This is a genomic window from Croceibacterium mercuriale, assembly GCF_000802385.1.
GTDB lineage: Bacteria > Pseudomonadota > Alphaproteobacteria > Sphingomonadales > Sphingomonadaceae > Croceibacterium > Croceibacterium mercuriale.
Window position 1 is genome coordinate 566,512 of record NZ_JTDN01000001.1, and the last position, 25,704, is coordinate 592,215.

The 25,704-nt window shown below is 67.0% G+C and carries 24 protein-coding genes and 1 tRNA gene; 15 read left to right on the forward strand and 10 right to left on the reverse strand.

The features are described from left to right. The first annotated feature begins 74 nt into the window (after positions 1-74). From rimP to infB, 4 genes are read left to right on the forward strand one after another with little or no spacing between them, the layout of a single operon-like run. Entirely contained in the window at positions 75-647 is a 573-nt protein-coding gene (rimP, locus tag PK98_RS02570; RefSeq protein WP_039096144.1) for a ribosome maturation protein RimP, read from the forward strand. Beyond that, entirely contained in the window at positions 647-2,296 is a 1,650-nt protein-coding gene (nusA, locus tag PK98_RS02575) for a transcription termination factor NusA (RefSeq protein WP_039094051.1), read from the forward strand. The genes rimP and nusA overlap by 1 nt, the downstream gene beginning before the upstream one ends. Continuing rightward, the gene (locus tag PK98_RS02580) at positions 2,277-3,044 is read left to right on the forward strand and encodes a DUF448 domain-containing protein (RefSeq protein WP_052207942.1); all 768 of its coding nucleotides are present in this window, start codon (positions 2,277-2,279) and stop codon (positions 3,042-3,044) included. The genes nusA and PK98_RS02580 overlap by 20 nt, the downstream gene beginning before the upstream one ends. A gap of 17 nt (positions 3,045-3,061) precedes the next feature. Further along, positions 3,062-5,842 (forward strand): translation initiation factor IF-2, encoded by a 2,781-nt coding sequence (gene infB, locus PK98_RS02585; protein WP_039094053.1) that lies wholly within the window; start codon positions 3,062-3,064, stop codon positions 5,840-5,842. A gap of 91 nt (positions 5,843-5,933) precedes the next feature. Here the strand turns inward: infB and PK98_RS02590 are convergent, their stop codons facing one another. Next, positions 5,934-6,299, reverse strand: a complete 366-nt coding sequence (locus PK98_RS02590) for an RcnB family protein (protein WP_039094055.1) — start codon at positions 6,297-6,299, stop codon at positions 5,934-5,936. A gap of 135 nt (positions 6,300-6,434) precedes the next feature. Between PK98_RS02590 and rbfA the strand changes: the two genes are divergently transcribed. From rbfA to PK98_RS02630, 8 genes are all read left to right on the forward strand, one after another. Beyond that, positions 6,435-6,830: a 30S ribosome-binding factor RbfA gene (gene rbfA / locus PK98_RS02595; RefSeq protein ID WP_039094056.1), complete on the forward strand. Its 396-nt coding sequence runs from the start codon at positions 6,435-6,437 to the stop codon at positions 6,828-6,830. A 24-nt stretch (positions 6,831-6,854) separates the two neighbouring features. Further along, positions 6,855-7,457, forward strand: a complete 603-nt coding sequence (locus tag PK98_RS02600) for a thymidine kinase (RefSeq protein ID WP_039094058.1) — start codon at positions 6,855-6,857, stop codon at positions 7,455-7,457. Positions 7,458-7,462: 5 nt separating this feature from the next. Then, entirely contained in the window at positions 7,463-8,149 is a 687-nt protein-coding gene (locus PK98_RS02605; protein ID WP_039094060.1) for a site-2 protease family protein, read from the forward strand. A 2-nt stretch (positions 8,150-8,151) separates the two neighbouring features. Continuing rightward, positions 8,152-9,036 (forward strand): tRNA pseudouridine(55) synthase TruB, encoded by an 885-nt coding sequence (gene truB / locus PK98_RS02610; protein ID WP_039094062.1) that lies wholly within the window; start codon positions 8,152-8,154, stop codon positions 9,034-9,036. A 21-nt stretch (positions 9,037-9,057) separates the two neighbouring features. Continuing rightward, complete coding sequence (gene rpsO / locus PK98_RS02615) at positions 9,058-9,327, forward strand: 30S ribosomal protein S15 (protein ID WP_039094064.1); 270 nt, start codon at positions 9,058-9,060, stop codon at positions 9,325-9,327. A gap of 215 nt (positions 9,328-9,542) precedes the next feature. Next, positions 9,543-11,912, forward strand: a complete 2,370-nt coding sequence (gene pnp / locus PK98_RS02620; protein WP_039094066.1) for a polyribonucleotide nucleotidyltransferase — start codon at positions 9,543-9,545, stop codon at positions 11,910-11,912. A 206-nt stretch (positions 11,913-12,118) separates the two neighbouring features. Beyond that, positions 12,119-12,385 (forward strand): hypothetical protein, encoded by a 267-nt coding sequence (locus tag PK98_RS02625; RefSeq protein WP_052207944.1) that lies wholly within the window; start codon positions 12,119-12,121, stop codon positions 12,383-12,385. Positions 12,386-12,432: 47 nt separating this feature from the next. Further along, complete coding sequence (locus tag PK98_RS02630) at positions 12,433-13,116, forward strand: epoxyqueuosine reductase QueH (protein WP_039096147.1); 684 nt, start codon at positions 12,433-12,435, stop codon at positions 13,114-13,116. 42 nt (positions 13,117-13,158) lie between these two features. Here PK98_RS02630 and mnhG read toward each other — a convergent pair whose 3' ends face one another. The 9 genes from mnhG to PK98_RS02675 all read right to left on the reverse strand — a co-directional run bounded on the left by mnhG (position 13,159) and on the right by PK98_RS02675 (position 23,258). Next, positions 13,159-13,515, reverse strand: coding sequence for a monovalent cation/H(+) antiporter subunit G (mnhG, locus tag PK98_RS02635; protein ID WP_039094068.1), 357 nt, complete (start codon positions 13,513-13,515; stop codon positions 13,159-13,161). Positions 13,516-13,517: 2 nt separating this feature from the next. Next, complete coding sequence (locus PK98_RS02640; RefSeq protein WP_039094070.1) at positions 13,518-13,793, reverse strand: monovalent cation/H+ antiporter complex subunit F; 276 nt, start codon at positions 13,791-13,793, stop codon at positions 13,518-13,520. Next, positions 13,790-14,125 carry a Na+/H+ antiporter subunit E gene (locus PK98_RS02645; protein ID WP_039094072.1) on the reverse strand — a complete coding sequence of 112 codons (336 nt, stop codon included), beginning with the start codon at positions 14,123-14,125 and terminating at the stop codon, positions 13,790-13,792. The genes PK98_RS02640 and PK98_RS02645 overlap by 4 nt, the downstream gene beginning before the upstream one ends. Beyond that, positions 14,122-15,597, reverse strand: a complete 1,476-nt coding sequence (locus PK98_RS02650; RefSeq protein WP_052207946.1) for a proton-conducting transporter transmembrane domain-containing protein — start codon at positions 15,595-15,597, stop codon at positions 14,122-14,124. The genes PK98_RS02645 and PK98_RS02650 overlap by 4 nt, the downstream gene beginning before the upstream one ends. Continuing rightward, complete coding sequence (locus PK98_RS02655; RefSeq protein ID WP_039094074.1) at positions 15,590-15,970, reverse strand: sodium:proton antiporter; 381 nt, start codon at positions 15,968-15,970, stop codon at positions 15,590-15,592. The genes PK98_RS02650 and PK98_RS02655 overlap by 8 nt, the downstream gene beginning before the upstream one ends. Next, positions 15,967-18,708, reverse strand: a complete 2,742-nt coding sequence (mbhE, locus tag PK98_RS02660) for a hydrogen gas-evolving membrane-bound hydrogenase subunit E (RefSeq protein WP_039094076.1) — start codon at positions 18,706-18,708, stop codon at positions 15,967-15,969. Before mbhE ends, PK98_RS02655 begins: the two co-directional genes overlap by 4 nt. A 48-nt stretch (positions 18,709-18,756) precedes the next feature. Then, entirely contained in the window at positions 18,757-19,884 is a 1,128-nt protein-coding gene (rodA, locus tag PK98_RS02665; RefSeq protein WP_039094078.1) for a rod shape-determining protein RodA, read from the reverse strand. Between the two features lie 86 nt (positions 19,885-19,970). Beyond that, the gene (locus PK98_RS02670) at positions 19,971-21,746 is read right to left on the reverse strand and encodes an SLC13 family permease (RefSeq protein WP_407637612.1); all 1,776 of its coding nucleotides are present in this window, start codon (positions 21,744-21,746) and stop codon (positions 19,971-19,973) included. Between the two features lie 114 nt (positions 21,747-21,860). Next, entirely contained in the window at positions 21,861-23,258 is a 1,398-nt protein-coding gene (locus PK98_RS02675) for an amino acid permease (RefSeq protein ID WP_039096149.1), read from the reverse strand. Positions 23,259-23,504: 246 nt separating this feature from the next. Here PK98_RS02675 and PK98_RS02680 point away from each other — a divergent pair, with 246 nt between their 5' ends. The 3 genes from PK98_RS02680 to hspQ all read left to right on the forward strand — a co-directional run bounded on the left by PK98_RS02680 (position 23,505) and on the right by hspQ (position 25,526). Further along, complete coding sequence (locus PK98_RS02680) at positions 23,505-24,791, forward strand: MFS transporter (RefSeq protein WP_039094082.1); 1,287 nt, start codon at positions 23,505-23,507, stop codon at positions 24,789-24,791. 193 nt (positions 24,792-24,984) lie between these two features. After that, a tRNA-Ser gene (locus PK98_RS02685) sits at positions 24,985-25,074 on the forward strand. Between the two features lie 71 nt (positions 25,075-25,145). Then, entirely contained in the window at positions 25,146-25,526 is a 381-nt protein-coding gene (gene hspQ / locus PK98_RS02690; RefSeq protein ID WP_039094084.1) for a heat shock protein HspQ, read from the forward strand. The last annotated feature ends 178 nt before the right edge of the window (positions 25,527-25,704 follow it).

The following is a 25,704-nucleotide window of genomic DNA, read 5'->3' on the forward strand; positions in this document are numbered from 1 at the left end:
ACATTGTGGGGCTGGCGCCGGAAGGGGCCGGCACGATCGGCCATTGGCCGCAACTGGAGCATGACTGCACGCCCATGGCCGATACTGCCCGCCTGACCCAAGTGATCGAGCCCGAAGCCAACGCGCTCGGCTTTGACCTCGTGCGGGTCAAGCTGACGGGCACGGGCGAGGAGCGCACGCTGCAGGTCATGGCGGAAGATCCCGCCACCGGGCAGCTGATCGTGGAACAGTGCATGGCCCTGTCGCGCCGCGTATCCGACGCGATCGACACGATCGAGGCGGAAGGCGAGGAGCTGATCCCCGGCGCCTACCACCTGGAAGTCAGCAGCCCCGGCATCGACCGTCCGCTGACCCGCGTGAAGGACTGGGCGCAATGGGCCGGGCACGAGGCGAATGTCTCCCTGGTCGAACCGCTGGGCGAGCATCGCAAGCTGCGCGGCAAGCTGCTGGGCATCACCGACGATGTGATCGCGTTCGAGGATCGCAAGGTTGGCCGGCTGGACGTGCCGCTGGCGCAGGTCCACTCGGCGAAGCTGGTCCTGACGAACGAGCTGATCGCCGCCACCCGCCCGCTCGACATGAGCGGCGCCGACGAAATCCTGGAAGTTCCCCAAGACATTCCTGAAGAAGAGAAGGCAGACGACTGATGGCCAGTCCGATTTCCGCCAACAAGGCCGAACTGCTCGCGATCGCGAATTCCGTCGCGTCCGAGAAGATGATCGACCGTTCCATCGTCATCGAGGCGATGGAAGAGGCGATCCAGAAGGCCGCGCGGGCGCGCTACGGTGCGGAGAACGACATCCGCGCCAAGCTCGATCCGCTGACCGGCGACCTGCGCCTCTGGCGCGTGGTCGAGGTGGTCGAGGAGGTCGAAGACTACTTCAAGCAGGTGAACCTGGAACAGGCTGAAAAGCTGCAGAAGGGTTCGGCCCTGGGCGACTTCATCGTCGATCCGCTGCCGCCGGTCGATCTGGGCCGCATCGACGCCCAGAGCGCCAAGCAGGTGATCTTCCAGAAGGTCCGTGATGCGGAGCGGGAGCGCCAGTTCGAAGAGTTCAAGGACCGCGCGGGCGAAGTCATCACCGGCGTCATCAAGTCGGTCGAGTTCGGCAATGTCATCGTGAACCTGGGCCGCGCGGAAGGCATCATCCGCCGCGACCAGCAGATCCCGCGCGAGGCGACCCGCGTGGGCGAGCGGGTCCGCGCCTGGGTGATGAAGGTGGAGCGCAACAATCGCGGGCCGCAGATCTTCCTGTCCCGTGCGCACCCCGAATTCATGAAGAAGCTGTTCGCGCAGGAAGTGCCCGAAATCTACGATGGCATCATCGAGATCAAGGCCGCCGCCCGTGATCCGGGCAGCCGCGCCAAGATCGGCGTGATCAGCCGCGACAGCTCCATCGATCCTGTCGGCGCCTGCGTCGGCATGAAGGGCAGCCGCGTGCAGGCAGTGGTGCAGGAACTGCAGGGCGAGAAGATCGACATCATCCCCTGGAGCGAGGATACCGCGACCTTCGTGGTGAACGCGCTGCAGCCCGCCACCGTCAGCCGCGTGGTGCTGGACGAGGACGAGGGCCGGATCGAGGTCGTGGTGCCTGACGACCAGCTTTCGCTGGCGATCGGCCGTCGCGGGCAGAACGTCCGCTTGGCCAGCCAGCTGACCGAGAGCCAGATCGACATCATGACGGAGGAAGAAGCCTCCGAGAAGCGGCAGAAGGAATTCTCCAGCCGCTCCAAGATGTTCGAGGAAGAGCTGGATGTCGACGAGACGCTGAGCCAGTTGCTGGTGGCCGAGGGCTTCGCGGAACTGGAAGAGGTCGCCTATGTCGAGCTGAGCGAGCTCGCCGGCATCGAAGGGTTCGACAACGACCTGGCCGAGGAACTGCAGAACCGCGCGCAGGAAGCGCTGCAGCGCCAGGAGGCCGGTTTCCGCGAGGAACGGCAGGCGCTGGAAGTCGAGGATGCGCTGGCCGAGCTGCCGCACCTGTCCGAACAGATGCTGGTGGTGCTGGGCAAGGCCGGCATCAAGACGCTGGACGACCTGGCCGACCTGGCAACGGACGAGCTGATCGCCCGCCGCCGCGAAGGGCCGCGTCGGCGCAACACCGACAAGCCGCAAGCCGGTCCGCCGCCGCGGCGTCCGCAGCGCGAAACCGACAAGGGCGGCGTGCTGGGCGAGTTCGGCCTGACCGAGGAACAAGGGAACGAGATCATCATGGCCGCGCGCGCCCACTGGTTCGCCGACGAAGATGACGCACCCGCAGCGCAGGAGGCCGCCGGTGCGGAATCCTCGCAATGAACCGTTAGTCGACCACGACAGCGATGACGCGCCGGAGCGGCGTTGCATCCTGTCCGGCAGCAATGCCGGGCGGGACGCGATGCTGCGTCTGGCGATGGGGCCGACCGGGCCGGACGGGCAGCATGTCGTGCTGCCCGATCCGCTGGCGCGGGCGCCGGGTCGCGGTGCCTGGATCGGGGTGGATCGCGACACGCTGGCAACGGCGCTGGTCAATGGCAAGCTGAAGGGTGCGCTGGCCCGGGCGCTGCGCACCGGCGCACTCGCGATTCCCGAGGACCTGCCCGAACTGGCGCAGGCGGGCCTGACCCGTGCATTGACGGAACGGCTGGGACTCGAATTTCGCGCCGGACGTCTTATCTTGGGATCAGACCGCATTGCCCGCGCCGCGCGTGACGGAACGGTGGCGGCATTGTTCCACGCCGCGGATGCCCGTAGCGACGGGGCCCGCAAGCTTGATCAGGCTTGGCGTGTCGGCAACGAGGCGGAAGGCACCGGACTGGCGGGGCAGCGTCTGCCACTGGACCGGGCGACCCTGTCTGTGGCATTGGGCCGCGACAATGTCGTCCATCTGGCGCTGACCGATCCCGGGTCTGCGCAGCGGGTCACCGTCCCGCTGCAACGCCTGCTGAACTTCCTGGGCGTCCCCGCCGACGACGCGCAGCTGATCGAGGCGAACGAAGATGGACCGGACCGCGTGAGCGCGTCACCGGCACGGGCGGCGCAGGCCGGACCCGACGAGCTGATTTGAAGGATTGTTGACCACCAATGAGCGATAACGACACCACCACGACCAGCACCCGCAAGCCCCTCGGGCTGAAGCGTTCGGTCGATGCGGGCGAGGTCAAGCAGACCTTCAGCCACGGCCGGACCAACAAGGTGACGGTCGAGGTGAAGCGTTCCCGCAAGCTGACCCGCCCGGGCGACAAGCCTGCTGCGGCGGAAGTGGCCGAGGCTGCTCCGGCTCCGGCTCAGGTCGTTGCCCAGCCGCGGCCCGCTGCGCCGGCGCCGGCCCCGGCACGTCCCGCACCGGCCCCGTCGGGCGAAAGCCGGCTCGAGATGCAGCAGCGTCTGCTGCGCGAGGCGGAAGAAGCACGCCTGTCGGCCATGGAAGATGTCAGCCGACGCGAGGAAGAGGCACGCCAGCGCGTCGCCGAAGCCGAGCGTGTGCGTGCCGAGGAGAACCGCCGCGCCGAGGCCGCGTCACGGGAGGCCCAGGTCGAACCCGTCACGCCGAGCCAGCCCCAAGAGGTGAAGCCGGCAGCGGAAGCACCGGTGCCGGCTGCGGAGATCGCCACCCCGGCGCCTGTCGAGGCCGCTCCGGCTCCCGCGCCAGACGAAGGCGCTGCTGCAACACCGGCCGAAGCGCCTGATGCTGCTGCTGCGACGGCTGCTCCGGCACCCGAGCCGCAGGCGGAAGAAGCGCCTGTCGTTACGCCGGCCCCGCGGCGTTTTTCGCCCGTGCCCCGGCCGGAGCCACGCCGGCCTGCGCCGACCGAGGCGACGGCAGCGCGTGGTGCGGATGCGAAGGCGGAACCTGCGCAGCGGGCCGAGCGCGGCAAGGTCACGGGATCGGGCGCCACGGCGGCTGCACCCGGACGTACGGTCGTGGAACGCGGCGCGCCGGAGCGCGGCAGCGCAGCCGACCGCGACAAGCGGCGCGGTGGCAAGCTGACCGTAAACCGTGCGCTGAACGATGACGAGGGTGCCCGCGCCCGTTCGCTCGCCGCGCTGAAGCGCGCGCGGGAGAAGGAGCGTCGTTCGCAGCATGGCGGGTCGTCCAAGCCGCGCGAGAAGCAGGTACGCGATGTGATCGTGCCCGAGGCGATCACGGTGCAGGAACTGGCCAACCGCATGGCCGAGAAGGGCGCCGACCTGGTGAAGGCGCTGTTCAACATGGACATGCCGGTGACCGTCAACCAGACGATCGACCAGGACACGGCGGAGCTGCTGGTCGAGGAATTCGGCCACAACATGGTCCGGGTCTCGGCGGCGGACATCGACATCAGCCAGACGGTCGAGGCCGATCCCGAAGAAACGCTGCGCGAACGTCCGCCGGTGGTCACCATCATGGGCCATGTCGATCACGGCAAGACCAGCCTGATGGATGCGCTGCGCGGCGCCAACGTGGTGAAGGGGGAGGCCGGCGGCATCACGCAGCATATCGGCGCCTACCAGATCGTCACGAAGGACAAGCAGAAGATCACCTTCCTGGATACGCCGGGGCACGAGGCGTTCACGCAGATGCGGATGCGCGGCGCGAACGTGACGGACATCGTGGTGCTGGTGGTGGCGGCGGATGACGGCATCATGCCGCAGACGATCGAAGCCATCAATCACACCAAGGCGGCCGGCGTGCCGATGATCGTGGCGATCAACAAGATCGACCGGCCGGAGGCGAACCCGCAGCGGATCCGTGAGCGCCTGCTTGAGCACGAGGTCGTGGTCGAGCAGATGAGCGGCGATGTGCAGGACGTGGAAGTCTCCGCCAAGACCGGCGCCGGCCTGGACAAGCTGATCGAGGCGATCGGCCTGCAGGCCGAACTGCTGGAGCTGCGAGCACGGCCCGACCGTGAGGCGGAAGCGACCGTGATCGAGGCGCAGCTGGACAAGGGTCGCGGCCCGGTGGCTACCGTGCTGGTCAATCGTGGTACGCTGAAGCGTGGTGACACCTTCGTGGTCGGTACGCAGAGCGGCCGCGTGCGCGCCCTGGTCGACGACAAGGGCAAGCAGATCAAGGAAGCCGGTCCGTCCATGCCGGTGGAGGTGCTGGGCCTCGGCGGTGTGCCGCAGGCCGGTGACGTGCTGACCGTCGTAGAGAACGAGCAGCGGGCCCGCGAAGTGGCGGAATACCGCCGCGAGCAGGCGACGGAGAAGCGCACGGCAATGGCCCCCGCCAACCTGGACACGATGTTCGCGGGGCTGAACAGCGCCGTCATCGAGTTCCCGCTGGTGGTGAAGGCCGACGTGCAGGGCTCCGTCGAGGCGATCGTCAATGCGCTGCACAATCTGTCGAACGACGAGATCAAGGTTCGCGTCCTGCAGTCTGGCGTGGGTGCGATCACCGAGAGCGACGTGGTGCTGGCAGCGGCGTCCAAGGCGCCGGTGATCGGCTTCAACGTGCGTCCCAATGCCAATGCGCGGCAGCTGATCCAGCGGGACAAGGTGCGGATGATGTATTACGACGTCATCTACCACCTGACGCAGGAGATCGCCAAGGAGATGGCGGGCGAGCTCGGGCCTCTGCGGATCGAGAACGTGGTCGGTCGTGCGCAGGTCAAGCAGGTCTTCCCTGCCGGCAAGCGCGACAAGGCCGCCGGCCTGCTGGTGGAGGAAGGCGCGATCCGCAAGGGTCTGCATGCCCGTCTCACCCGCAACGACGTGATTGTCAGCGCGACCACCATTGCCTCGCTCCGTCGCTTCAAGGACGACGTGGACGAAGTCCGCGCCGGCATGGAATGCGGCGTGGTGCTGGCCGACACGAACGACATCCGGGCGGGCGACCAGCTGGAAGTGTTCGAGGTGACCGAGCAGGAACGCACGCTGTAAGCGGCGCTTCCTGACGGCAGTCGCTGGAAGGTACTTGCGCAAGACTGGCCGGCACGTCCGCTCCGCGGGCATGCCGGCCATCGCATTCGTGTCAGAAGATGTTCGGCACGATCCGCTGGACCGTGTTGTTCCTCAACGACACCAGCAGGGCATCGTTGCCCGAACGGACCCACATCTGGTTGCGCCCGGGTGCGCTCAGCCGGCGGACCTGGCGGTGATCGAGCCGACGGTAGTTGGCGGCACGGTTGCGGTCGAAGCGATCGCCACGGGCGAAGCGATGGATCTGGTGCTGCTGCCGCGGGGATGTCGCCTGGGGGCGGCGGTCGTGCCGGTCGCCGCGATCGTGCTGGTTGTAGCGTGCCTGTTCCGCCCGGTCATGTCGCTGGACCGGTTGCGCCTCCGCAGCGAACGGGACGACCAGCGCGGCGGCGAGCAGGGTGGCGATCACTTTGTTCATGGCGCATTTCCTTTCGAGAACCTGTGCCCTATCTACGGCCGGACCCGGCGCCGTGTCCGTCACATCGGGTCGCAGATTGTCGCCCGATCCGGTCACCAGTCATCCTGCCGCAAGCTATGAAACGGAAGCGAACCATTGGCCCGCCAGCCGCATACGAACGAAGACCAGTCGATCCGCCTGCTGAAGGTGGGCGAGCGCGTGCGTCATATCCTGTCCGAGCTGCTGACCCGGCAGAGCGTGCATGATGATACCCTGTCGGCCCACACCGTCTCCGTCACGGAGGTGCGGCTGACGCCCGACCTGCGGCAGGCGAAGGCCTATGTAAAGCCGCTGCTGGGCGGGGACGAGGCCGAAGTGCTGACGGCCCTGCGCCGCAACACCGCCTATCTGCAGCGCGAGGTGGCACAGCGCCTGGGCCTGAAGTTCGCGCCTAAGCTGAGCTTCCTGGCCGACGAAAGCTTCGAGGAGGCTGGCCGTATCGACCAGCTGCTGTCCGACCCGCGCGTCACGCGCGACCTGGACAAGGACTGACCGCTCAGCGCGGCAGGATGCCACGTGGCCAAGCTGTATTTCTATTATGCCAGCATGAATGCGGGCAAGTCGACCAACCTGTTGCAGGCGGACTTCAACTATCGCGAACGCGGCATGGAGACCATGCGCTGGACCGCCGCGATCGACACGCGCGCCGTGGCGCCCATCGCCAGCCGGATCGGCCTGTCTGCCGATGCGCATCTGTTCGCGCCCGAGACCGACCTGTGGGCTGCGGTCACGGCCTGCCATGCGGCGACGCCGCTCGCCTGCGTGCTGGTGGACGAGGCGCAGTTCCTGACACACGAACAGGTGTGGCAGTGCGCCCGGGTGGCGGATGCGGCCAACATTCCGGTGCTGTGCTATGGCCTGCGTACGGACTTCAAGGGTGCGCTGTTCCCCGGATCGGCGGCCCTGCTGGGACTGGCCGACAGCTTGGTGGAGCTGAAGGCCGTGTGCCATTGCGGCCGCAAGGCGACCATGAACCTGCGGCTGAGCGACGAGGGCGGCGCGGTGCAGCAGGGCGACCAGACGCAGATCGGCGGCAACGAACGCTATGTAGCGCTATGCCGCCGCCATTTCGCGGACGCGCTGGACCTCTATCGCCCGGACGCCCGCGCGCCTAGGTGAGCCCCATGACAGATACATTCCTGCTGGCCCTGGCGATGATCCCGGCATTGATCATCGCCATCGTGTTTCACGAGGTGGCGCATGGCTGGGCCGCGCTGCTGCTGGGGGATCCCACGGCGCGCGAACAGCGCCGGCTGACCCTGAACCCGATCCGCCATGTCGATCCGGTCGGCACGCTGCTGGTGCCGGGCGCACTGGCGCTGGCGGGGATGCCGGTGTTCGGCTGGGCGAAGCCGGTACCGGTCGATGCCAGGCGACTGCGCGATCCGCGCACGGGCATGATGGCGGTGGCCGCGGCCGGCCCGCTGACGAACCTGGTGCTCGCGGCGCTTGGCGCGATCCTGCTGGGGCTGCTGGCCCGTTTCGCCGCGGCACCGTCCGGCGGCGTGTTCGCCTATTTTGTGGTGACGCTGCAACTGTTCATCCTGGTGAACATCTTCCTGGCGCTGTTCAACCTGCTGCCGATCCCGCCTTTTGACGGGTCGCATATCGTGGAAGGGCTGCTGCCCCGGCGTGCGGCACGGGTGTACGACCGGTTCCGCCCGCTGGGTTTCCCGCTGCTGTTCGTGCTGCTGGTGGCGGTGCCGTACCTGTTCCCCGGCGCCGGCATCGTGGAGAACCTCGTCGCCCCGCCGGTCGAGTGGCTGGAGGGCCGCTACATGGCGCTGGCCGGCTTCGTGGCGGGCGTCTGAGGATGCCGCATGGCTGGCTGATCCTCGACAAGCCGCGTGGGCTCGGCTCCACCCCGGCGGTGGGTGCGGTGAAGCGCGTGCTGCGCGCCGCCGGGTACGGCAAGGTGAAGGTGGGCCATGGCGGCACGCTGGACCCGCTGGCCGAAGGTGTGCTGCCGATCGCGCTCGGCGAGGCGACCAAGCTGGCCGGGCGGATGCTGGATGCCAGCAAGACCTACGCCTTCACCGTCACCTTCGGCGAGCAGACGAGCACGCTCGATACCGAGGGAGAGGTGGTCGCCAGCAGCGATCATCGCCCGTCCGCGGCAGAGGTCCAGGCCATGTTGCCGCGCTTCACCGGGCCGATCGAACAGGTGCCGCCGGCCTACTCGGCGCTGAAGGTGGATGGCCGCCGCGCCTACGATCTGGCGCGTGCCGGCGAGGAGGTCGTGCTGGCGACGCGCAGCGTGACCATCCACGCGCTCGACCTGCTGGAAAGCGGTCCCGATCACGCCACCTTGCTGGCAAATGTCAGCAAGGGGACCTACATCCGCAGCCTGGCGCGCGACATCGCGCACGCGCTGGATACGGTGGGGCATGTGACCTTCCTGCGCCGCACCCAGGCCGGCCCGTTCGTGCAGGATCAGGCGATTTCGCTGGACATGCTGGAAGAAATCGGGAATGGTGCCCCGCTTGAAGACCACCTCCTGCCGCTGGAGGCGGGGCTGGACGGTATCCCGGCCCTGAACCTCACACCGGAAGACGCGCAGGCGGTCCGCCAGGGCCGGGTCTTGTCCGGGCAGCCCCAAGCAGACGGGCTCCATCTTGCGACGCTGGCCGGTGTACCGGTCGCGTTGATGGAGAGCGCCGGCGGGACGATCACGGTCGTCCGGGGGTTCAATCTTTAACGATACCGCGGAGCAAACAGAATGTCGGTTACCCCCGAGAAGAAGCAGGAAGTCATCACGGACAACGCCCGTCAGCAGGGCGACACCGGGTCCCCCGAAGTGCAGGTCGCAATCCTGACCACGCGGATCCGCAACCTGACCGAGCACTTCAAGGACCACCACAAGGACAACCATTCCCGCCGCGGCCTGCTAACCATGGTCAACAAGCGCCGCAGCCTGCTCGCCTATCTGAAGAAGAAGGATGTCGAGCGGTATAACGGGCTGATCCAGAAGCTGGGCCTGCGCAAGTAAGCAATTTCGGGAAGGGCGGCCGATCGGCCGCCCTTTTCGCATGGATGCAATGAAGCCCGTGCAACGATGCCGGGCCTGCAGACAAGACCATAGACCAGCGCAATCCGGCGCTGTTGGTCCGGAGCCAAAGATCAAGGCTCCACACCGGACCGGGACGGCATACCCGGCAGCAAACCCCGCCTGTGCAATAGGGCCGGCGGGTACGAGGAACACACATGTTCGACACCAAGACCGTATCGCTGGAGTGGGGCGGCAAGACCCTCACCCTCGAAACCGGGCGCATTGCGCGCCAGGCTGATGGCGCCGTTCTGGCGACCTATGGCGAGACCGTGGTGCTGTGCGCCGTCACCGCCGCACGCACCGTGAAGGAAGGGCAGGATTTCTTCCCCCTGACCGTCCACTACCAGGAGAAGTTCTCCGCCGCCGGCCGCATTCCGGGCGGCTTCTTCAAGCGGGAGCGTGGCGCGACCGAGAAGGAAACGCTGACCAGCCGCCTGATCGACCGTCCGATCCGCCCGCTGTTCCCCGAAGGGTTCTACAACGAGATCAACGTGATCGCGCAGGTCCTATCCTATGATGGCGAGACCGAGGCCGATGTCGTGGCGATGATCGCCGCGTCGGCTGCGCTGACCATTTCCGGCGTGCCCTTCATGGGCCCGATCGGCGCCGCGCGCGTCGGCTTCAAGGACGGCGAATACACGCTGAACCCGAAGCAGGACGCGGCGCTGGCTGACGGCCGGCTGGACCTGATCGTCGCCGCCACGCACGAAGCGGTGATGATGGTCGAGTCCGAAGCCAAGGAACTGACCGAAGAAGAGATGCTGGGCGGCATCCTGTTCGCGCACGAAGAGTGCCGCAAGGTCATCGACGCGATCATCGACCTGGCCGAGCAGGCCGCCAAGGAGCCTTGGGAGCTGACCCCGGTGGAGGACAAGTCCGCCACCCTGAAGGAGCTCGACAAGCTGATCGGCAAGGATCTGGCCAAGGCTTACGCCCTGACCAACAAGCAGGAGCGCCAGAACGCCATCAACGTGGCGCGTGCCAAGGCCCGCACCCACTTCGAGAGCATCGAGGGCGCGAACCCGGCCGAGTATCTGGGCAAGCTGAAGCTGGTCAAGAAGCTGGAAAGCGATATCGTGCGCAAGGCCATCCTGAAGGACGGCAAGCGGATCGACGGTCGCACGGTCGACCAGGTCCGCCCGATCGAGGCGATGGTCGGCTTCCTGCCGCGTACGCACGGTTCCAGCCTGTTCACCCGTGGCGAGACGCAGGCGATCTGCACCACCACGCTGGGCACCAAGGACGCCGAGCAGATGATCGACGGGCTGGAAGGCCTGTCGTACCAGTCCTTCATGCTGCACTACAACTTCCCGCCCTACTCGGTGGGTGAGGTCGGCCGGTTCGGCGCGCCGGGCCGCCGCGAGGTTGGCCATGGCAAGCTGGCATGGCGGGCGCTGCACCCGGTGCTGCCGGCCAAGGAAGACTTCCCCTACACGATCCGCGTCCTGTCCGACATCACCGAGTCCAACGGTTCGTCCAGCATGGCGACGGTGTGCGGTGGCTGTCTGTCCATGATGGATGCCGGCGTCCCGATCACGCGGCCGGTCTCCGGCATCGCGATGGGCCTGATCCTGGAAGGCAAGGACTTCGCCGTCCTGTCCGACATCTTGGGTGACGAGGATCACCTGGGCGACATGGACTTCAAGGTCGCTGGTACGGAAGCGGGCATCACCAGCCTGCAGATGGACATCAAGATCGCCGGCATCACGCAGGAGATCATGACCAAGGCGCTGGAGCAGGCGAAGGCCGGCCGGGCGCACATCCTGGGCGAGATGACCAAGGCGCTGGGCACCGCCCGCACCGAACTGTCCGCCCATGCCCCGCGCATCGAGACGATGCAGATCGACAAGTCGAAGATCCGTGACGTCATCGGCACCGGCGGCAAGGTGATCCGCGAGATCGTGGCCGAGACCGGCGCCAAGGTCGACATCGACGACGAAGGCGTGATCAAGATTTCCTCTTCCGACATCGCCCAGATCGAGGCGGCCAAGAAGTGGATTTCCGGCATCGTGGAAGAGGCCGAAGTCGGCGCGATCTACACCGGCAAGGTCGTTAACATCGTCGATTTCGGCGCGTTCGTGAACTTCATGGGCGGCAAGGACGGTCTGGTCCATGTGTCCGAGATGAAGAACGAGCGGGTCGAGAAGCCGACCGACGTCGTCACCGAAGGCCAGGAAGTGAAGGTCAAGGTGCTGGAAATCGACAGCCGCGGCAAGGTCCGCCTGTCGATGCGCGTCGTCGACCAGGAAACCGGCGAACCGCTGGAAGACACCCGTCCGCCACGTGAAGCGCGCGAGCCGCGCAGTGGTGACCGTGGTGGCGATCGCGGCGGTGATCGTGGTGGTGACCGCGGCGGCGACCGTGGCGCACGCGGTGGCGACCGTCGGGGTCCCCGCAGCGGCGGGGGCGACCGCAATCGCGGTCCGCGCCCGGAAGGTCGCGGCCGTAGCGAAGACGGCGGCAATGGCGGCAACAATGGTGGCGGTGACCCCGACCACCTGCCTGCCTTCCTGCGCGAGGATTGATCGCATCTAGCTGATTTCCCGCTTCGGGACATCAACGGGGCCGCGGCCGGACATTTCGTCTGGCTGCGGCCCTTTGCGTTTCTTCGCGGCTGCGCCATGATCGCCATGGCAACGATCCGGTCTTTACCGTCTGTTTACCAGCTGTGTTCATCAGGTGGAGCGACGGGGCCGGATGATGCCTGATCTGGTGAGCGGGGCTGCGGCGGATGGACGGCGATCGACAGGACAGCGGCGGTGCGGCGCGCACCGCCATCCTGCAGCACCTGCGCCGTGACTGGCCCGACAGCGTCGACCTGAGCGCGCGGACGCTGGGTAACGGTATCACGACGGACGACTTCCTGGCGGCGGCGGTTGCGCTGCAGGATGACGGGCTGATCATGTACGAGGCGCTGCTGGTGGGCACCGGCCCTGCGCCGCTGCTGATGGCGGCCGTACTGACGCGCAAGGGGCAGGAAGCCGCCGCGGACGACTGAGGCACAGCCTCTCGCATCGGCCGCCCACATCCTGTATGGGCGCGCGCATGACCGATCAGCCTGTCACGACCCCGATCGACCGCCCCGTCCTGATCCCGCCAGAGGCGCAGGGCAGGGTTCTGCTGCATTCCTGCTGCGCCCCATGCTCGGGCGAGGTGATGGAGGCGATGACCGCGAGCGGCATCGATTATGCGATCTTCTTCTACAACCCGAACATCCACCCCAAGGAAGAGTACATCCTCCGCAAGGAGGAGAATATCCGCTTCGCCGAGAAGCATGGGATCCCGTTCATCGACGCCGATTACGACACGGCCAACTGGTTCAAGCGGGCGCGGGGCATGGAGATGGAGCCGGAGCGCGGCGCACGCTGCACGATGTGCTTCGACATGCGCTTCGAACGCACGGCCTTGTATGCGCACGAGAACGGCTTCCCCGTGATCACGTCGTCGCTCGGCATCTCGCGCTGGAAGAACATGACGCAGATCAACGGCTGCGGCGAACGCGCAGCGGCCCATTATCCCGGCATCACCTACTGGACGTTCAACTGGCGCAAGGGCGGCGGTGCCGCCCGCATGATCGAGATCAGCAAGCGCGAGCAGTTCTACCAGCAGGAATATTGTGGCTGTGTCTATTCACTGCGGGACACGAACGCGCACCGGGTGAGCCAGGGTCGCGAGGAGATCCGCATGGGCGAAATGTTCTACGGCGTGGAAGGACCGGGCGAAGGCTGACGACGCCGAAGCCCTCGCGCCTGCAGCGCCCGTCGCCCTTTGTCAGGGCAGGTCGATGCCGGTGCCCTGTTCTGTAGCGTTGCGCGGACGGCCAAGCTCCTCGGCGAGCGGGTCGTCTTCCAGCCCTTCCAGCCTGGTGCCCGACAGGTAGCTGCCGCGCGCAAGCAGTTGCGCGCCGAGCGGCAGGGTCACGAGAAGGAACAGGATCGGCAGCCAGCCGGATCCGCTGCGATCCAGTTCGCCCGAAGCCATCACGCCCAGCAGCAGCAAGGTGGTGCCCAGCGTGCCAGCCTTGGTCGCGCTGTGCATGCGCTGCAGCGGATCGGGCAGGCGGATCACGCCGATTGCCGCGATCAGCAGGAAGGCCGCACCCAGGCCCTGCAATATCATGGCGAGCATGCTCACGGTCCCTTCCGCTTGCGTTCCAGGAAGACTGCGAAGGCGGCCGTGGCAATGAAGTTGATCAGCGCGACGCCCAGAGCGATGTCCAGGAAGGCACCGCGCCCGGTGCTCAGTGCCGTCAGCGCGGCGAAACCGACAGCCACCGCCGTCAGCATGTCCAGCGCCACGAACCGGTCGGCGAAGCTGGGACCACGCACCATGCGCCAGCCCGCCAGGATCAGTGCGATCGCCAGCATGATGCCCAGGATCGCCTGAAAACTGTCTGGCCCCGTCATGCTTCGAGCTCCCTGATCCAGCGGACGAAGTGCCGCTTGAACCGCGCGGTCCAGGCTGCCGCATCAGCCGTATGCAGCACGTGAACATACAGCAGGTGGCGGTCGTCCGACACGTGCAGGCAGGTCGACCCGGGCGTCAGCGACGCGAAATACGCGGCTAGAGCGACAGCCCAGGGCTGCTCCAGCTCGACCGGGACGACGATGATCGCAGGCGCGGTGTCGATGCGCGGTGAAAGGACGATGCGGGCCACGCCCAGCGAGGCGACGACGAGGTCCCACAGGAACACCGCCAGCAGCATCAGCGCGGCCCGAATGCGGCGCAGCAGCTTCATCCGAGATCCCCCAGCGCCTTGGCCGACAGCTGCGCCACGGTCCACAACCAGCCAGGTGCCAGGCCGATCGCCACCGTCGCGGCCGACAGCATCGCCATCGCGAGCAGTGCGCTGCCCGGCAGGCGCCGCTGGGTCCGGCCGCTGCGCGGATCCTTCCAGCAGGCGTCGGACCAGAACAGCGCCATGGACACGATCGTCATCAACCCGGCGAGCAGCCCGACCGCGCCGAGCCAGGCCATGCCGGCATCGAAGCTTTCACGGATCACGATCAGCTTGGCGAAGAAGCCTGACAGCGGAGGAATGCCGGCCAGGGACAGCACCGGGACCGCGAACAGCACGGCAAACAACGGCTCCTGCCGCACCATGCCACCTGTGCGGGTCAGGTCCCAGCTGCCGCTGGCCCGACGGATCAGCCCTGCGCCCAGGAACAGGTTGGCCTGCACGATGATCGAATGGACCATGTAGAAGATCGCAGCAGCCAGTCCCTCACGCGTCGATAGCGCCAGCGCGGCCATCATGTAGCCGACCTGCGCGATCACATGGTAGGCCAGCAGCCGGCGCATGTCGGTCTGCGCCAGCGCCCCGGCGGCGCAAACCACCATGGTCGCCCCAGCGATCAGGCCAAGTGCCGGCACCAGCTGTGCGGCGGCAACACCGCCGGAGCCGACGCCGAACAGCCCGGCGAAGACCAGCAGCAGGGCATAGAAGCCCATCTTGGTCAGCAGCCCGGCGAACAGCGCCGCCACGGTGACCGGCGCGGTGTGGTACGATGCGGGGAGCCACAGGTGGAACGGGAACAGCCCGGCCTTCAGCGCGAAGCCGCCCAGCAGCAGCGCTGCCGCCACGGCAGAGCCGACGCTGGGTGACCCGGCGGCGAGGGCGGCCGCGGCCCGGGTGATGTCCAGCGTGCCGGTGATGCCGTAGATCATGCCGATGCCGAGCAGGATGAAGGTCGCCGCCAGCATGCCGAACGCGGCATAGCGGATGGCCCCGTCGATCTGCGTCCGGCGCCGGTCCAGCGTCAGCAGCCCCAGGGCGGAGATCAGCGCCAGTTCGAACCAGACATACAGATTGAACAGGTCGTCCGTCAGGAAGGCACCGTTGACCGCGCCGATCATCGCCAGCATCAGCGCGTCGTAGCCCGCCCGGCGGCGGCGCGGCCCGATATCGCTGAGCGCGTAGATGGCGCAGGCCAGCGCCACCAGCGCGGTCACCAGCACCAGCGCCGCACCCGGCAGGCTGGCGCTGAAGCCGATGCCGAACGGTTGCGGCCAACCGCCGAACACGCTGCCCACCAGCCGCGCGCCGCCGGCCGTCCGCCGGAACAGCGCCAGCGACAGCACCGCCAGCGTCACCAGCGCGATCATGCCCACGCCGCGCGCCGCGGCGACACGTTCGCGCAGGAGAAGGGCCAGCACCGCGCCGACGAACGGCACCGCCACCGGCGTCAAGACCAGCAGGGCATCAGACATTGGTCGGATCCCGCTCCTGAGGGGGACCGAGGGCTTCGGCGGAATCGACCTGCCGGGAATCGACCGTGTGCTCCGCCCGCCAGGCGCGCAGTACCAGCACGGCCAGCACCACGGTGAGCGCGAAGCCGATGACGATTGCGGTCAGCACCAGCGCCTGCGCCAGCGGGTCTGCCGCGGTGCCGAGGGTCTGCTGGCCATCCGCGATGATCGGTGGCTGCTCGCTGCGGACATTTCCCACCAGCGACAGCAGCAGGTTGGCGCCCGTCGCCAGCAGCGAGAGGCCAAGCAGCACCCGCACCAGATTGCGCGACAGGATCATGAACAGGGCACAGGCGACGATCGCCGCGCCGACGAATGCATACAGGGCCGTCATCGCGCCGCCTCCCGCTGCAGGCCGAACAGGAAGGTGAGCACGGCGCCGAGCACCACCAGATAGACGCCGAGATCGAAGATCATCGTCGTGCCGAGCTTGGGCAGCCATCCGCCAGGTTCCCACCACAGATGGCTCAGATATGGCCGGCCGGCGGCAACGCCCGGCAGGCCGCTGACCAGCGCGAGCAGCATGCCGGTTCCAACCAGGGTGAGCGGGTTCACGCGCAGCGCGCGCTGCGCCCAGTCGACGCCATAGGCCAGCGCCAGCAACGCAAAGGCCAGTGCCGCCACCAAGCCGCCGACGAACCCGCCGCCGGGCTGGTCGTGGCCGCGCCACAGGATCACGAGCGAGGCCGCGAACAGCAGCCAGCTGAGCGCCCGGCCCGACATGAGGAAGGAGAAGTGCACCGGTTGCGACCGACCGGCCGGAACATCGCCGCCACGGGTCATCAGCAGCGACCGGGCGAGCACGGCGGCGATGGCGATGACGGTCGTTTCCCCCAGTGTGTCGAAGGCGCGGAAATCGACCAGGATCACATTCACCACATTGTGCCCCTTTGCCGCGAGATAGGATGCGCGGCCGTAGAAGTCGCTGGCAGGGGATGCCTGCGGATTGGCCGCCATGTCGACGATGCCGCAGAACAGCAGCGCACCGATGCCGCAGGCGACCACCGCATCGGTCCGCCGCATCAGCGGCGTGCGGGTCGGCGCGGTGGCCAGCGGCACGGCCAGCAGCAGGGCGGTCAGCAGCACGACCAGCAGGACCTCGACCGCGAACTGTGTCAACGCCAGATCCGGCGCGCCGTTCATCATGAAGGTCAGCGCGGTGGCGAAGCCGGTCAGCCCAGTGGCGATCATCGCGCCGAGCAGGCTGGCGGCCCTGGTCGCGGCGAGTGCACCGGCCAGGCCGACGAGGGCCACCATGGCCGGCGCGATCCTGAGCGGATCGTCCGTCGGCAAGCGCGGGAACAGGCCCAGATTACCGACCGACCATGCGCCGAGGCCTGCAATGCCGATGGCCACCAGCAACAAATACCGCCGCAGGTCACCGTGCTGCAGCACCTCCGTCAGCGCGGTCGAGCCGCGGACGAGGCCACGCAGGGTCTCTTCCCACAAGCGTTCCACCGCCAGCGTGTCGAACCGGTCCATCGTGCGCAGCCGCACGTGGATCGGATGCCAGAAGCGCACGATCAACGCACCGATGGTGACGACGACGGCGCTGAGCAGCAGCATCGGCGTGAGGCCATGCCACACGGCGATGTCGACATTCACCGGCGCGCGGTAGACCGCCGCCACCGCCGGCCGCAGCACGGCGCGGGTAATCCAGTCCGGCTCCAGGCTGATGATCAGCCCGGCCAGCGCGAGCATGAGCGGCGGCACCACCAGCGAGAAGCTTTCCCCATGTCGCACAATGGGCCGTTCCCCACTGCCTTCGCCGCGCCCCAGGAAGAACGGCCGCAGCGTGACCACGCCCGCCACACCGACCATCACCGCATTGACGATCACCGCGGCGGCCAGCGGTGCGATTTCCCAGCTGCTTTCCAGCTGCGCCTCGAACAGGAATTCCTTGGATATGAAGCCTAGGAAGGGTGGAATGCCGGCCATCGACAGGCTGGCGCCGACGCTGGCCACGGCGGTCAGCGGCAGCACGCGCGCCAGCCCGCTCTTGGGTCGCAGCCGCTGCATGCCGGTGGCGTGCAGCACCGACCCCGCACAGAAGAACAGCGCCGCCTTGTACAGGGCGTGCGACAGCAGGAATCCGACCATGGCAACCGTGGCGGCCGGCCCGTCCAGTCCCACGAGCAGCGTCAGGATGCCCAGCGAGGCGATGGTGGAATAGGCCAGCGCGCTCTTGAAGCTTTCCGCCCGCAACGCCTGCGCCGCGGCCACCAGCATGGTGATGCAGGCGATCGTGATGACGGTGGCCCGGCCCCAGCTGGTCGCGGCGAACACCGGTTCGAACCGGGCGAGCAGGTAGATGCCCAGCTTCACCATCGTCGCCGAATGCAGGTAGGCGGAGGCCGGGGTGGGCGCCTGCATGGCGTTGGGCAGCCAGAAATGGAACGGGAACTGGGCCGACTTGGTAAAGGCGGCGATCAGGATGCAGGCCACGATCGGTCCGCCGAACGGGCTGGCCGCCAGCGCGTCGGCCCGGTCGATCGCCACGGCCATGGAATAGGTGCCCAGCACATGCCCGATCATCAGTACCCCGGCGAGCAGCATCAGCCCGCCGAACGCCGTCACCTGCAATGCCATCAGCGCGGCCCGGCGGGACCGTGCGCTGCGGCTGTCGAAGCCGATCAGCAGGAAGGAGATGATGCTGGTCGCCTCCCAGAAGATCAGCAGGACGAGAAGGTTCTCCGCCAGTACCGTGCCGAGCATGGCGGTCATGAACAGCAGGATCAGCAGGAAGAAGCGGCTGCGCTCCACCCGCGACTTGTCCGTCAGGTACGCGCCCGCATAGATGATGACGAGCGCGCCGATGCCGGTGATCAGCAGGCAGAACAGGAACGAAAAACCATCCAGCCGCAGCGTCAGGTCAAGCCCGAGCGAAGGCGCCCACCGCCGCCCCTGGCCCAGCACCCAGCCACGCTCCACCAGTTCGGCCAGTTCGATGAAGGCCACCAGCAGCCCCAGCGGCAGCAGCGCGATGACGAGCCCCGCACCCCGGCCGATCATCCGCGCGAACAGCGGCATGAGCAGCGCGCCGACCAGCGAGACGAGGAGAATCATGAACATCTGGGCCTAATGCCCCAGACGGCGCGATAAAACAGCCCGCCTGTGCCCCTAGGCGAGCAATCCGGCGCGCGACTTGCTGCGGCTGCGTGCGCCTTCGCGTTCGACGGCCATGATCAGGCCGAATGCGATCATGATGGTCATCATCGCCGACCCCCCATGGCTGACGAGTGGGAGGGGCACGCCCATGACCGGGGTGATCGCGGTGGCCGTCAGCATGTTCATCGCCACGTAGAAGAAGATGGTCGTGGTGAGGCCCGCGGCCATCAGCTTGCCGAAGCGGGTCTTGGCGCCGAGGGCGGTCTTGTAGCCCCAGATGAACAGGTACATGTACACCGCCAGCAGGGCGAGCCCGCCGATCAGGCCCCACTCCTCGAACATGGTGGCGAACACCAGGTCGGTATGATGTTCCGGCAGGTAGCTCAACCGACCCTGGGTGCCGTTGAGGAAGCCTTTGCCGAAGAACCCGCCGGAGCCGATCGCGATCTTCGACTGGATGACGTGGTACCCGGCGCCCAGCGGATCGCTTTCCGGATCGATGAAGCTCAGCAGGCGGCGCTGCTGATATGGCTTCAGCACGAAGAAATAAGCCGGCAGGGACACCAGCGCGCCGGCGGCGGCCGCCCAGCCGAAGACCCGTGTCGGGGTGCCCGCCAGGAACATCACGACCGCGCCGCCGACAATCAGGATAAGAGCCGTGTCGAGGTCCGGCTGAATCAGTACGAGCAGCGCAGGCGCCCCCATCAGGCATGCCGGCGGCCATAGCGAGCGCCACTCCGCCACCACCCCGGGGGGCAGCATCTCGTAATAGCGGGCGAGCGCCATGATGATGGTCAGCTTCATCAGCTCCGAAGGCTGCAGCGTGAGCGGGCCCAGGCTGAGCCAGCGCTGGCTGCCACCACCGACCTGGCCGAGCACCTCCACGAAGATCAGCAACAGCAGGCACGCGCCATAGGCGGGCAGGGCCAGCCGCTGGATCATGTCCACGCTGATCATCCTGATGCCCATTGCCAGCGTCAGGAAGACCACGAACTGGAGCAGGTGCGGCGCGGCCCACGGCTGCATCGCGCCACCGGCCGCGGAATACAGCACGGCAGTGCCGAACAGGCTGATGCCGGTCAGCGTGAAGAGCACTCTCCACGGCAGCGCGGCGACGGGATCGGGAACGATGCTTGGCATGATGTGGTGCAGTGTGCGCTAAAGCAGGCCGGGGCGGCTGACAATGCGCGCGATGCGACCGGCACCGTGCGGGCGGACGATCCTGTTCAGCCCAGGGCGACGATCGAAAGGCAGACCGCCACGCCAACGATGATGTTCGTCGGTACGCCGATGCGCACGAAATCCGCGAATCGGTACTCGCCGGCCGTGTAGACCAGCGCATTCGTCTGATAGCCGATCGGCGTCGCGAAGCAGGCCGACGCACCGATCATTACCGCGATGATCAGCGGCCGGGGATCGATGCCCAGGTCGATGGCCAGCTGGATCACCACCGGCGTGACGATCGCCGCCACCGCATTGTTGCTCAGCAATTCGGACAGCAGCAGCGTGACGAAATAGATCAGGAAGACCAGCAGGGTGGGGGACGCATGGCCCAGCAACGGCGTGAACCATGACACCATCAGCGCCACGCTGCCAGCCTGCTCCAGCCCCGTGCCCACCGCCAGCATGGCGATGATCAGGATCAGGACATTGCCGTCAATGGAGGACCACGCTTCTTCCGCATCGATGCAGCGGGTGGCTAGGATGACCCCGATCGCCACCACCGCCGCGATGGAAATGGGCACGAGGTCGAACGCCGCCACAGCGACGGTCGCAGCCAGTGCGCCGATGGCCACGGGGGCCTTGGCCCGCCGGAACGGACGGGTGAGGGTCAGGTCGACGCCCAGCAGGTTGCGGTTCTCCCGCAGTTGCTGGATCTGGCGCGGCTCTCCTGTCACCAGCAGGCGATCGGCCGCACGGATCCGCGCATTGCCCAGATCGGGGCCGGGCAGGTGGTTGTGGCGTGACACGCCGAGCACCCGCACACCCACGCGGCTGAGGAACGGAATGTCGCCCAGGCGTCGGCCAATAGAAGGATGCGAGGGCGAGATCATCGTCTCCACCGCGGCGCCCACATCCGCGGAGGGACTTGTCGGACCACCCAGGCCGATCTCGAAGTCGCGGCTGGTACGCAGCGTCATCAGCTCCACTGCACTGGCCCGCACCACCAGCCGGTCCCCGCGCCGTAGGCGGCGTTCCTCCAGTCCGGTTCGCACGGTTTCCGCCCCGCGCCTCAGCCCGAGCAGCTTCACGCCGCCCTTGAACACCGGCAGGCTGGTCAGCGGCCGGTCAATCTGCTGGCTGTCGGCCCGTGGTGTCAGTTCCGTCAGATAGTCCGCTCCGGCGCTCGCTGTCTCGGTCGACACCGGATCGCTCGGCAGCAACCGGATCAGCAGCAGCAGCGTCACGATACCGGCGGCGACGCCGGCGAGGCCATAAGGCGTGATCTCGAAGATGCCGAAGGGGGCCATGCCCTCCTTGCGCGCGATCCCGTCGACGATCAGGTTGGTGGAGGTGCCGATCAGCGACAGGCAGCCGCCCAGCACCGCCAGGATCGACATCGGCATCAGCAGGCGCTTGGCCGGAATGCCGGTTGCCTGCGCCAGGCGGAACATGATCGGGATCATGATCACCACGACCGGCGTGTTGTTCAGGAAGGGGGAGGCGAGCAGCAGGCCGGCGAACACCTCGACCACGGCCAGCCGCGGGTGCCGTTCGGCCCGTGCGACGATCACGTTGATGATGGCCTCGATCGCCCCCGTCCGCATCAGCGCGCCAGACAGGATCAGCATCGCGCCCACCGCGATGGGCGCGCTGTTGCTGAACGTGCCGAAGAAGCCGGGCGAATCCAACAGGCCGGTCACCAGGAACGCGCAGGTGCCGAGCAGCGCGACCACCGGCACCGGGAACCGCTCGCGCAAGAACTCCACGAACATCGCGGCCAGGATGAGCAGGCCGATGATCGCGCTGTGCGCCTCGAGGAAACCCTGGACCGCCTGGATCATGCGCCGGGGCGTTCGGGCGGGGCCATCATGCGGTCATGCATTGTCATGTTCTCGAGGCAGGCACGCCGGATGACGCGACCTTCAACAGGGAAGAGTACCGTCAGTGCCGGATCAGGCGATGACAGCGCGTTTGCGGCTGTAGAGGAAGTAAACTGCCAGCCCGACAATGTTCCACACGCCGAACCAGACCTGGGTCTGTGTGGGCAGACTGAAGAACAGGTAGGCGCAGCCCCCGATGGCGACCGGACCGACCAGCCAGGGCAGCGGCGTGGTGAAGGTGCGCGGGGCGTCGGGTGCGCGACGCCGCATGATCAGCATGCAGGCGGACACGGCGGTGAACGCCGCCAGCGTGCCGGCATTGGCAAGGGCGGCCAACTCGCCCAGCGGGACCAGGCCCGCAAGCACGGCAACGATCGCGGCCGTGAACAGGGTGATCCGTACTGGCGTGCCACGGGCGGAGACGCGCGCCAGACTGGCCGGCAACATGCCGTCACGCGCCATGGTGAAGAAGATCCGGCTCTGTCCGTAGAAGAAGGCGAGGATGACGGTTGGCAGCGCGATCATCGCAGATGCGGCCAGGTATTGCGCGGCCAGCGGGCTGCCAAGCTCGCGCAGGATCAGGGCCAGCGGTTCGGGACTGTTGGCGAAGCGGGTGTAGGATACGGCGCCCACTGCCGCGGCCCCGACGGCCACATAGATCACCACACAGATCAGCATGGAGCCGACGATGCCGATCTTCAGGTCGCGAGCCGGGTTCTTCGCCTCCTCCGCCGCGGTGGCAATGGCATCGAAGCCGTAGAAGGCGAAGAAGATGATCGCCGCCGCAGCCATGACGCCACGTTCCACGCCATCCGGCCCCATGGTCTTGCCAAAGCCGAACGGGCTGAACGGCACCATGTTGGCGGTGTCGACCGCCGGCATGGCCACGATCACGAACACGATCAGCGCAGCGATCTTGACCAGCACCAGCACGGCATTGACCGTCGCGCTCTCCCGCGTGCCGCGCAGCAGCAGGGCCGCGACGACGCCGATGATGCCGACCGCCGGCAGGTTGATGATCCCGCCCAGTTCCGGCCCCTGCATCAGCGCCATCGGCACGCCGACGCCATCCCGCAGCAACGGCGCGGCATAGCCCGACCAGCCGACCGCAACCGCCGAGACGACGAGAGAATATTCCAGGATCAGGCTCCACCCCACGACCCACGCCAAGACTTCGCCGATTACCACATAGGTGTAGGTATAGGCGCTGCCCGATGCCGGAATCATCGTCGCCATTTCGGCATAGGCAAGGGCAGCGCAGGCGCAGATCACGCCCGCCACGGCAAAGGCCAGGATCACGGCCGGCCCGGCCTTGTCCGCCCCTACGCCGATCAGCGTCAGGATGCCTGTTCCGACTATCGCACCCACACCCAATGCCATCAGATGCGGCCAGCCGAGCGAGCGGGCGAGGGGCTGCTGCCCGCCGTGATCGGGGGTGATGTGCTTACGGCGGAACAAGCTTCCGGTGATAGGGTGTCTCCTGTTGCGGTCACCTGCTTCTAGGGACAGCCCGCCGGGTAACGCAACCGGCGCGGGCATCCGGCTTGTAGCACGCACGACGATAAGCCGGATAGCGCGCGAAAGTTTCTCCATGCAGGTCGGACACCGTTGTCATTTTGCGGGAGGGTCGCATTGACATGGTTTGTGTTGCCATGCAGGTGAGGTGCAAAGCGGGCGATGCGCATGCGCTGATGCCCAAACAACAAGGGATGGGTGATGGTGGCTGCGGAGTCGGACGGGATCGGGAAAGCGGCAGAGCGAGCAGGGCGATACCGGTGGGTAATCGTCTCGCTGTTGTTCCTTGCCACCTGCATCAACTATGTCGATCGCCAGATGATCGGCGTGCTGAAGCCGACCCTGTCCGCCGACCTCGGATGGACCGAAACCGACTTCGCCAACGTCATCTTCTTCTTCCAGATGGCCTATGCCATCGGCTATATCGGCTTCGGCCGGATCGTGGACGTGATCGGCGCACGGTTCGGTTTCGCGATCGCCTTCGTCATCTGGCAGGTGGCGCACATGGCGCATGGCGGTGCCTACAGCGTCACCCAGTTTGCCATGGCGCGCTTCGGCCTCGGCATCGGCGAGTCGGGCAACTTCCCGGCCGGCATCAAGGCAGTGACCGAGTGGTTCCCGGCCAAGGAACGTGCCCTGGCCATCGGCATCTTCAATGCCGGCGCCAATGTGGGCGCGATCATCACCCCGCTGGCGGTGCCGATGCTGACGGTCGCCTATGGCTGGCGCATGGCCTTCGTGATCACCGGCGCGGTCAGCCTGGTGTGGCTGGTCGCCTGGCTGATCATGTATCGCCGCCCGACCGAGCACAAGAAGGTCACGTCGGGAGAGCTTGCCTGGATCAACCAGGATCCGGTCGATCCCGTCACGCCGATGCCGTGGAAGCGCCTGATCACCGTCAAGGAAACCTGGGCGTATGCGCTCGGCAAGTTCTTCATCGATCCGATCTGGTGGTTCTTCCTGTTCTGGCTGCCTGGCTACCTGGGTGACCGCTATGACCTGGACCTGCTGAGCTTCGGTCCGCCGCTGGTGGCGATCTACCTGCTGTCGGACGTCGGCAGCATCGCCGGTGGCTGGCTGTCCTCGCGCCTGATCGCCGCGGGCAAGAGCGTCAATTATGCGCGCAAGCTGACCATGTTCATCTGCGCCTGCGCCGTGACGCCGGTGTTCTTCGCCCAGTCGATCGACAATCTGTGGCTTGCCGTGCTGGTCATCGGCATCGCTACCGCCGCGCACCAGGCCTTCTCGGCCAATCTGTACACGCTGCCTTCGGACCTGTTCCCGCGGGCGGCGGTCGGCTCGGTGGTCGGCATCGGCGGTACCATCGGCGCGATTGGCGGCATGATCATGGCCAAATATGCCGGCTACGTGCTCGACAGCATCGGCAGCTACACGCCGCTGTTCGCGGTTGCCGGCTCGGCCTACTTCCTGGCGTTGCTGGCGGTGCACCTGCTCTCCCCGCGGCTGGAGCGGGTCGAGCACGCCTGACCGGGGCCTGAACCGGGGCGTATCCTTGCAATGGATGCGCCCCGATGATCCTTGCTTATTCTGTTGAAGAAATTGCGACTGCTGCTGGGGGCATTGCCGCGGTGACACACAGGGGCTTGGCAAGCCTGCCGGCCTGCGCTAGGCGCCGCGCTCGCAACCGACTGGGCGCCCCCGGCGCCATGCGCTCTCGTGCGGAGAGGTGGCAGAGTGGTCGATCGCGCCGCACTCGAAATGCGGTTTACGGGTAACCGTAACGTGGGTTCGAATCCCACCCTCTCCGCCACACATCCCGGATCGGCAGCCGGCACGGCCCGGGAACCTTGCCCGGCCCGGTCAGTCACCTATATCGGCACCATGGAAGTATCGCAGTTCTTTTCGCCGCAAGCCGGCCGCCTGATCAAGGCGCCTCGCCAGAACGCGGCGAACTTCACGATCGGCGATGTCGTGCGCCATCGGATGTTCGACCTGCGTGGCGTGGTCTTCGACATCGATCCCGTCTTCGCCAACAGCGAGGAATGGTATGCCGCCATTCCCGAGGCGATCCGCCCGGCGCGCGAGCAGCCCTTCTACCACCTGCTGGCGGAGAATGACGACGGATCCTACGTCGCCTATGTCAGCCAGCAGAACCTGGTGGAGGACAGCAAGGCCGGCCCGGTCGATCATCCCAGCGTGGACCAGATCTTTGAGCCTTGGGCCGAGGGCCGATATCGCCTACGCCGTCGCCTGACGCATTAACAGCACCGGTGCGTGTACTTTGGCGGGCTGTGCTCGTCGGTACGATCGGGTTGGCAGGGGCGTTGTCAGTATGTCGCAGTGTGCGCCACCAGTGGCGACGGTGAGCCCAGAATGACGTGGCGCTATAACCGCACGTTGGGCATCGGCTTCAGTAACCCCGGTAAGCCTAGCCAGATCA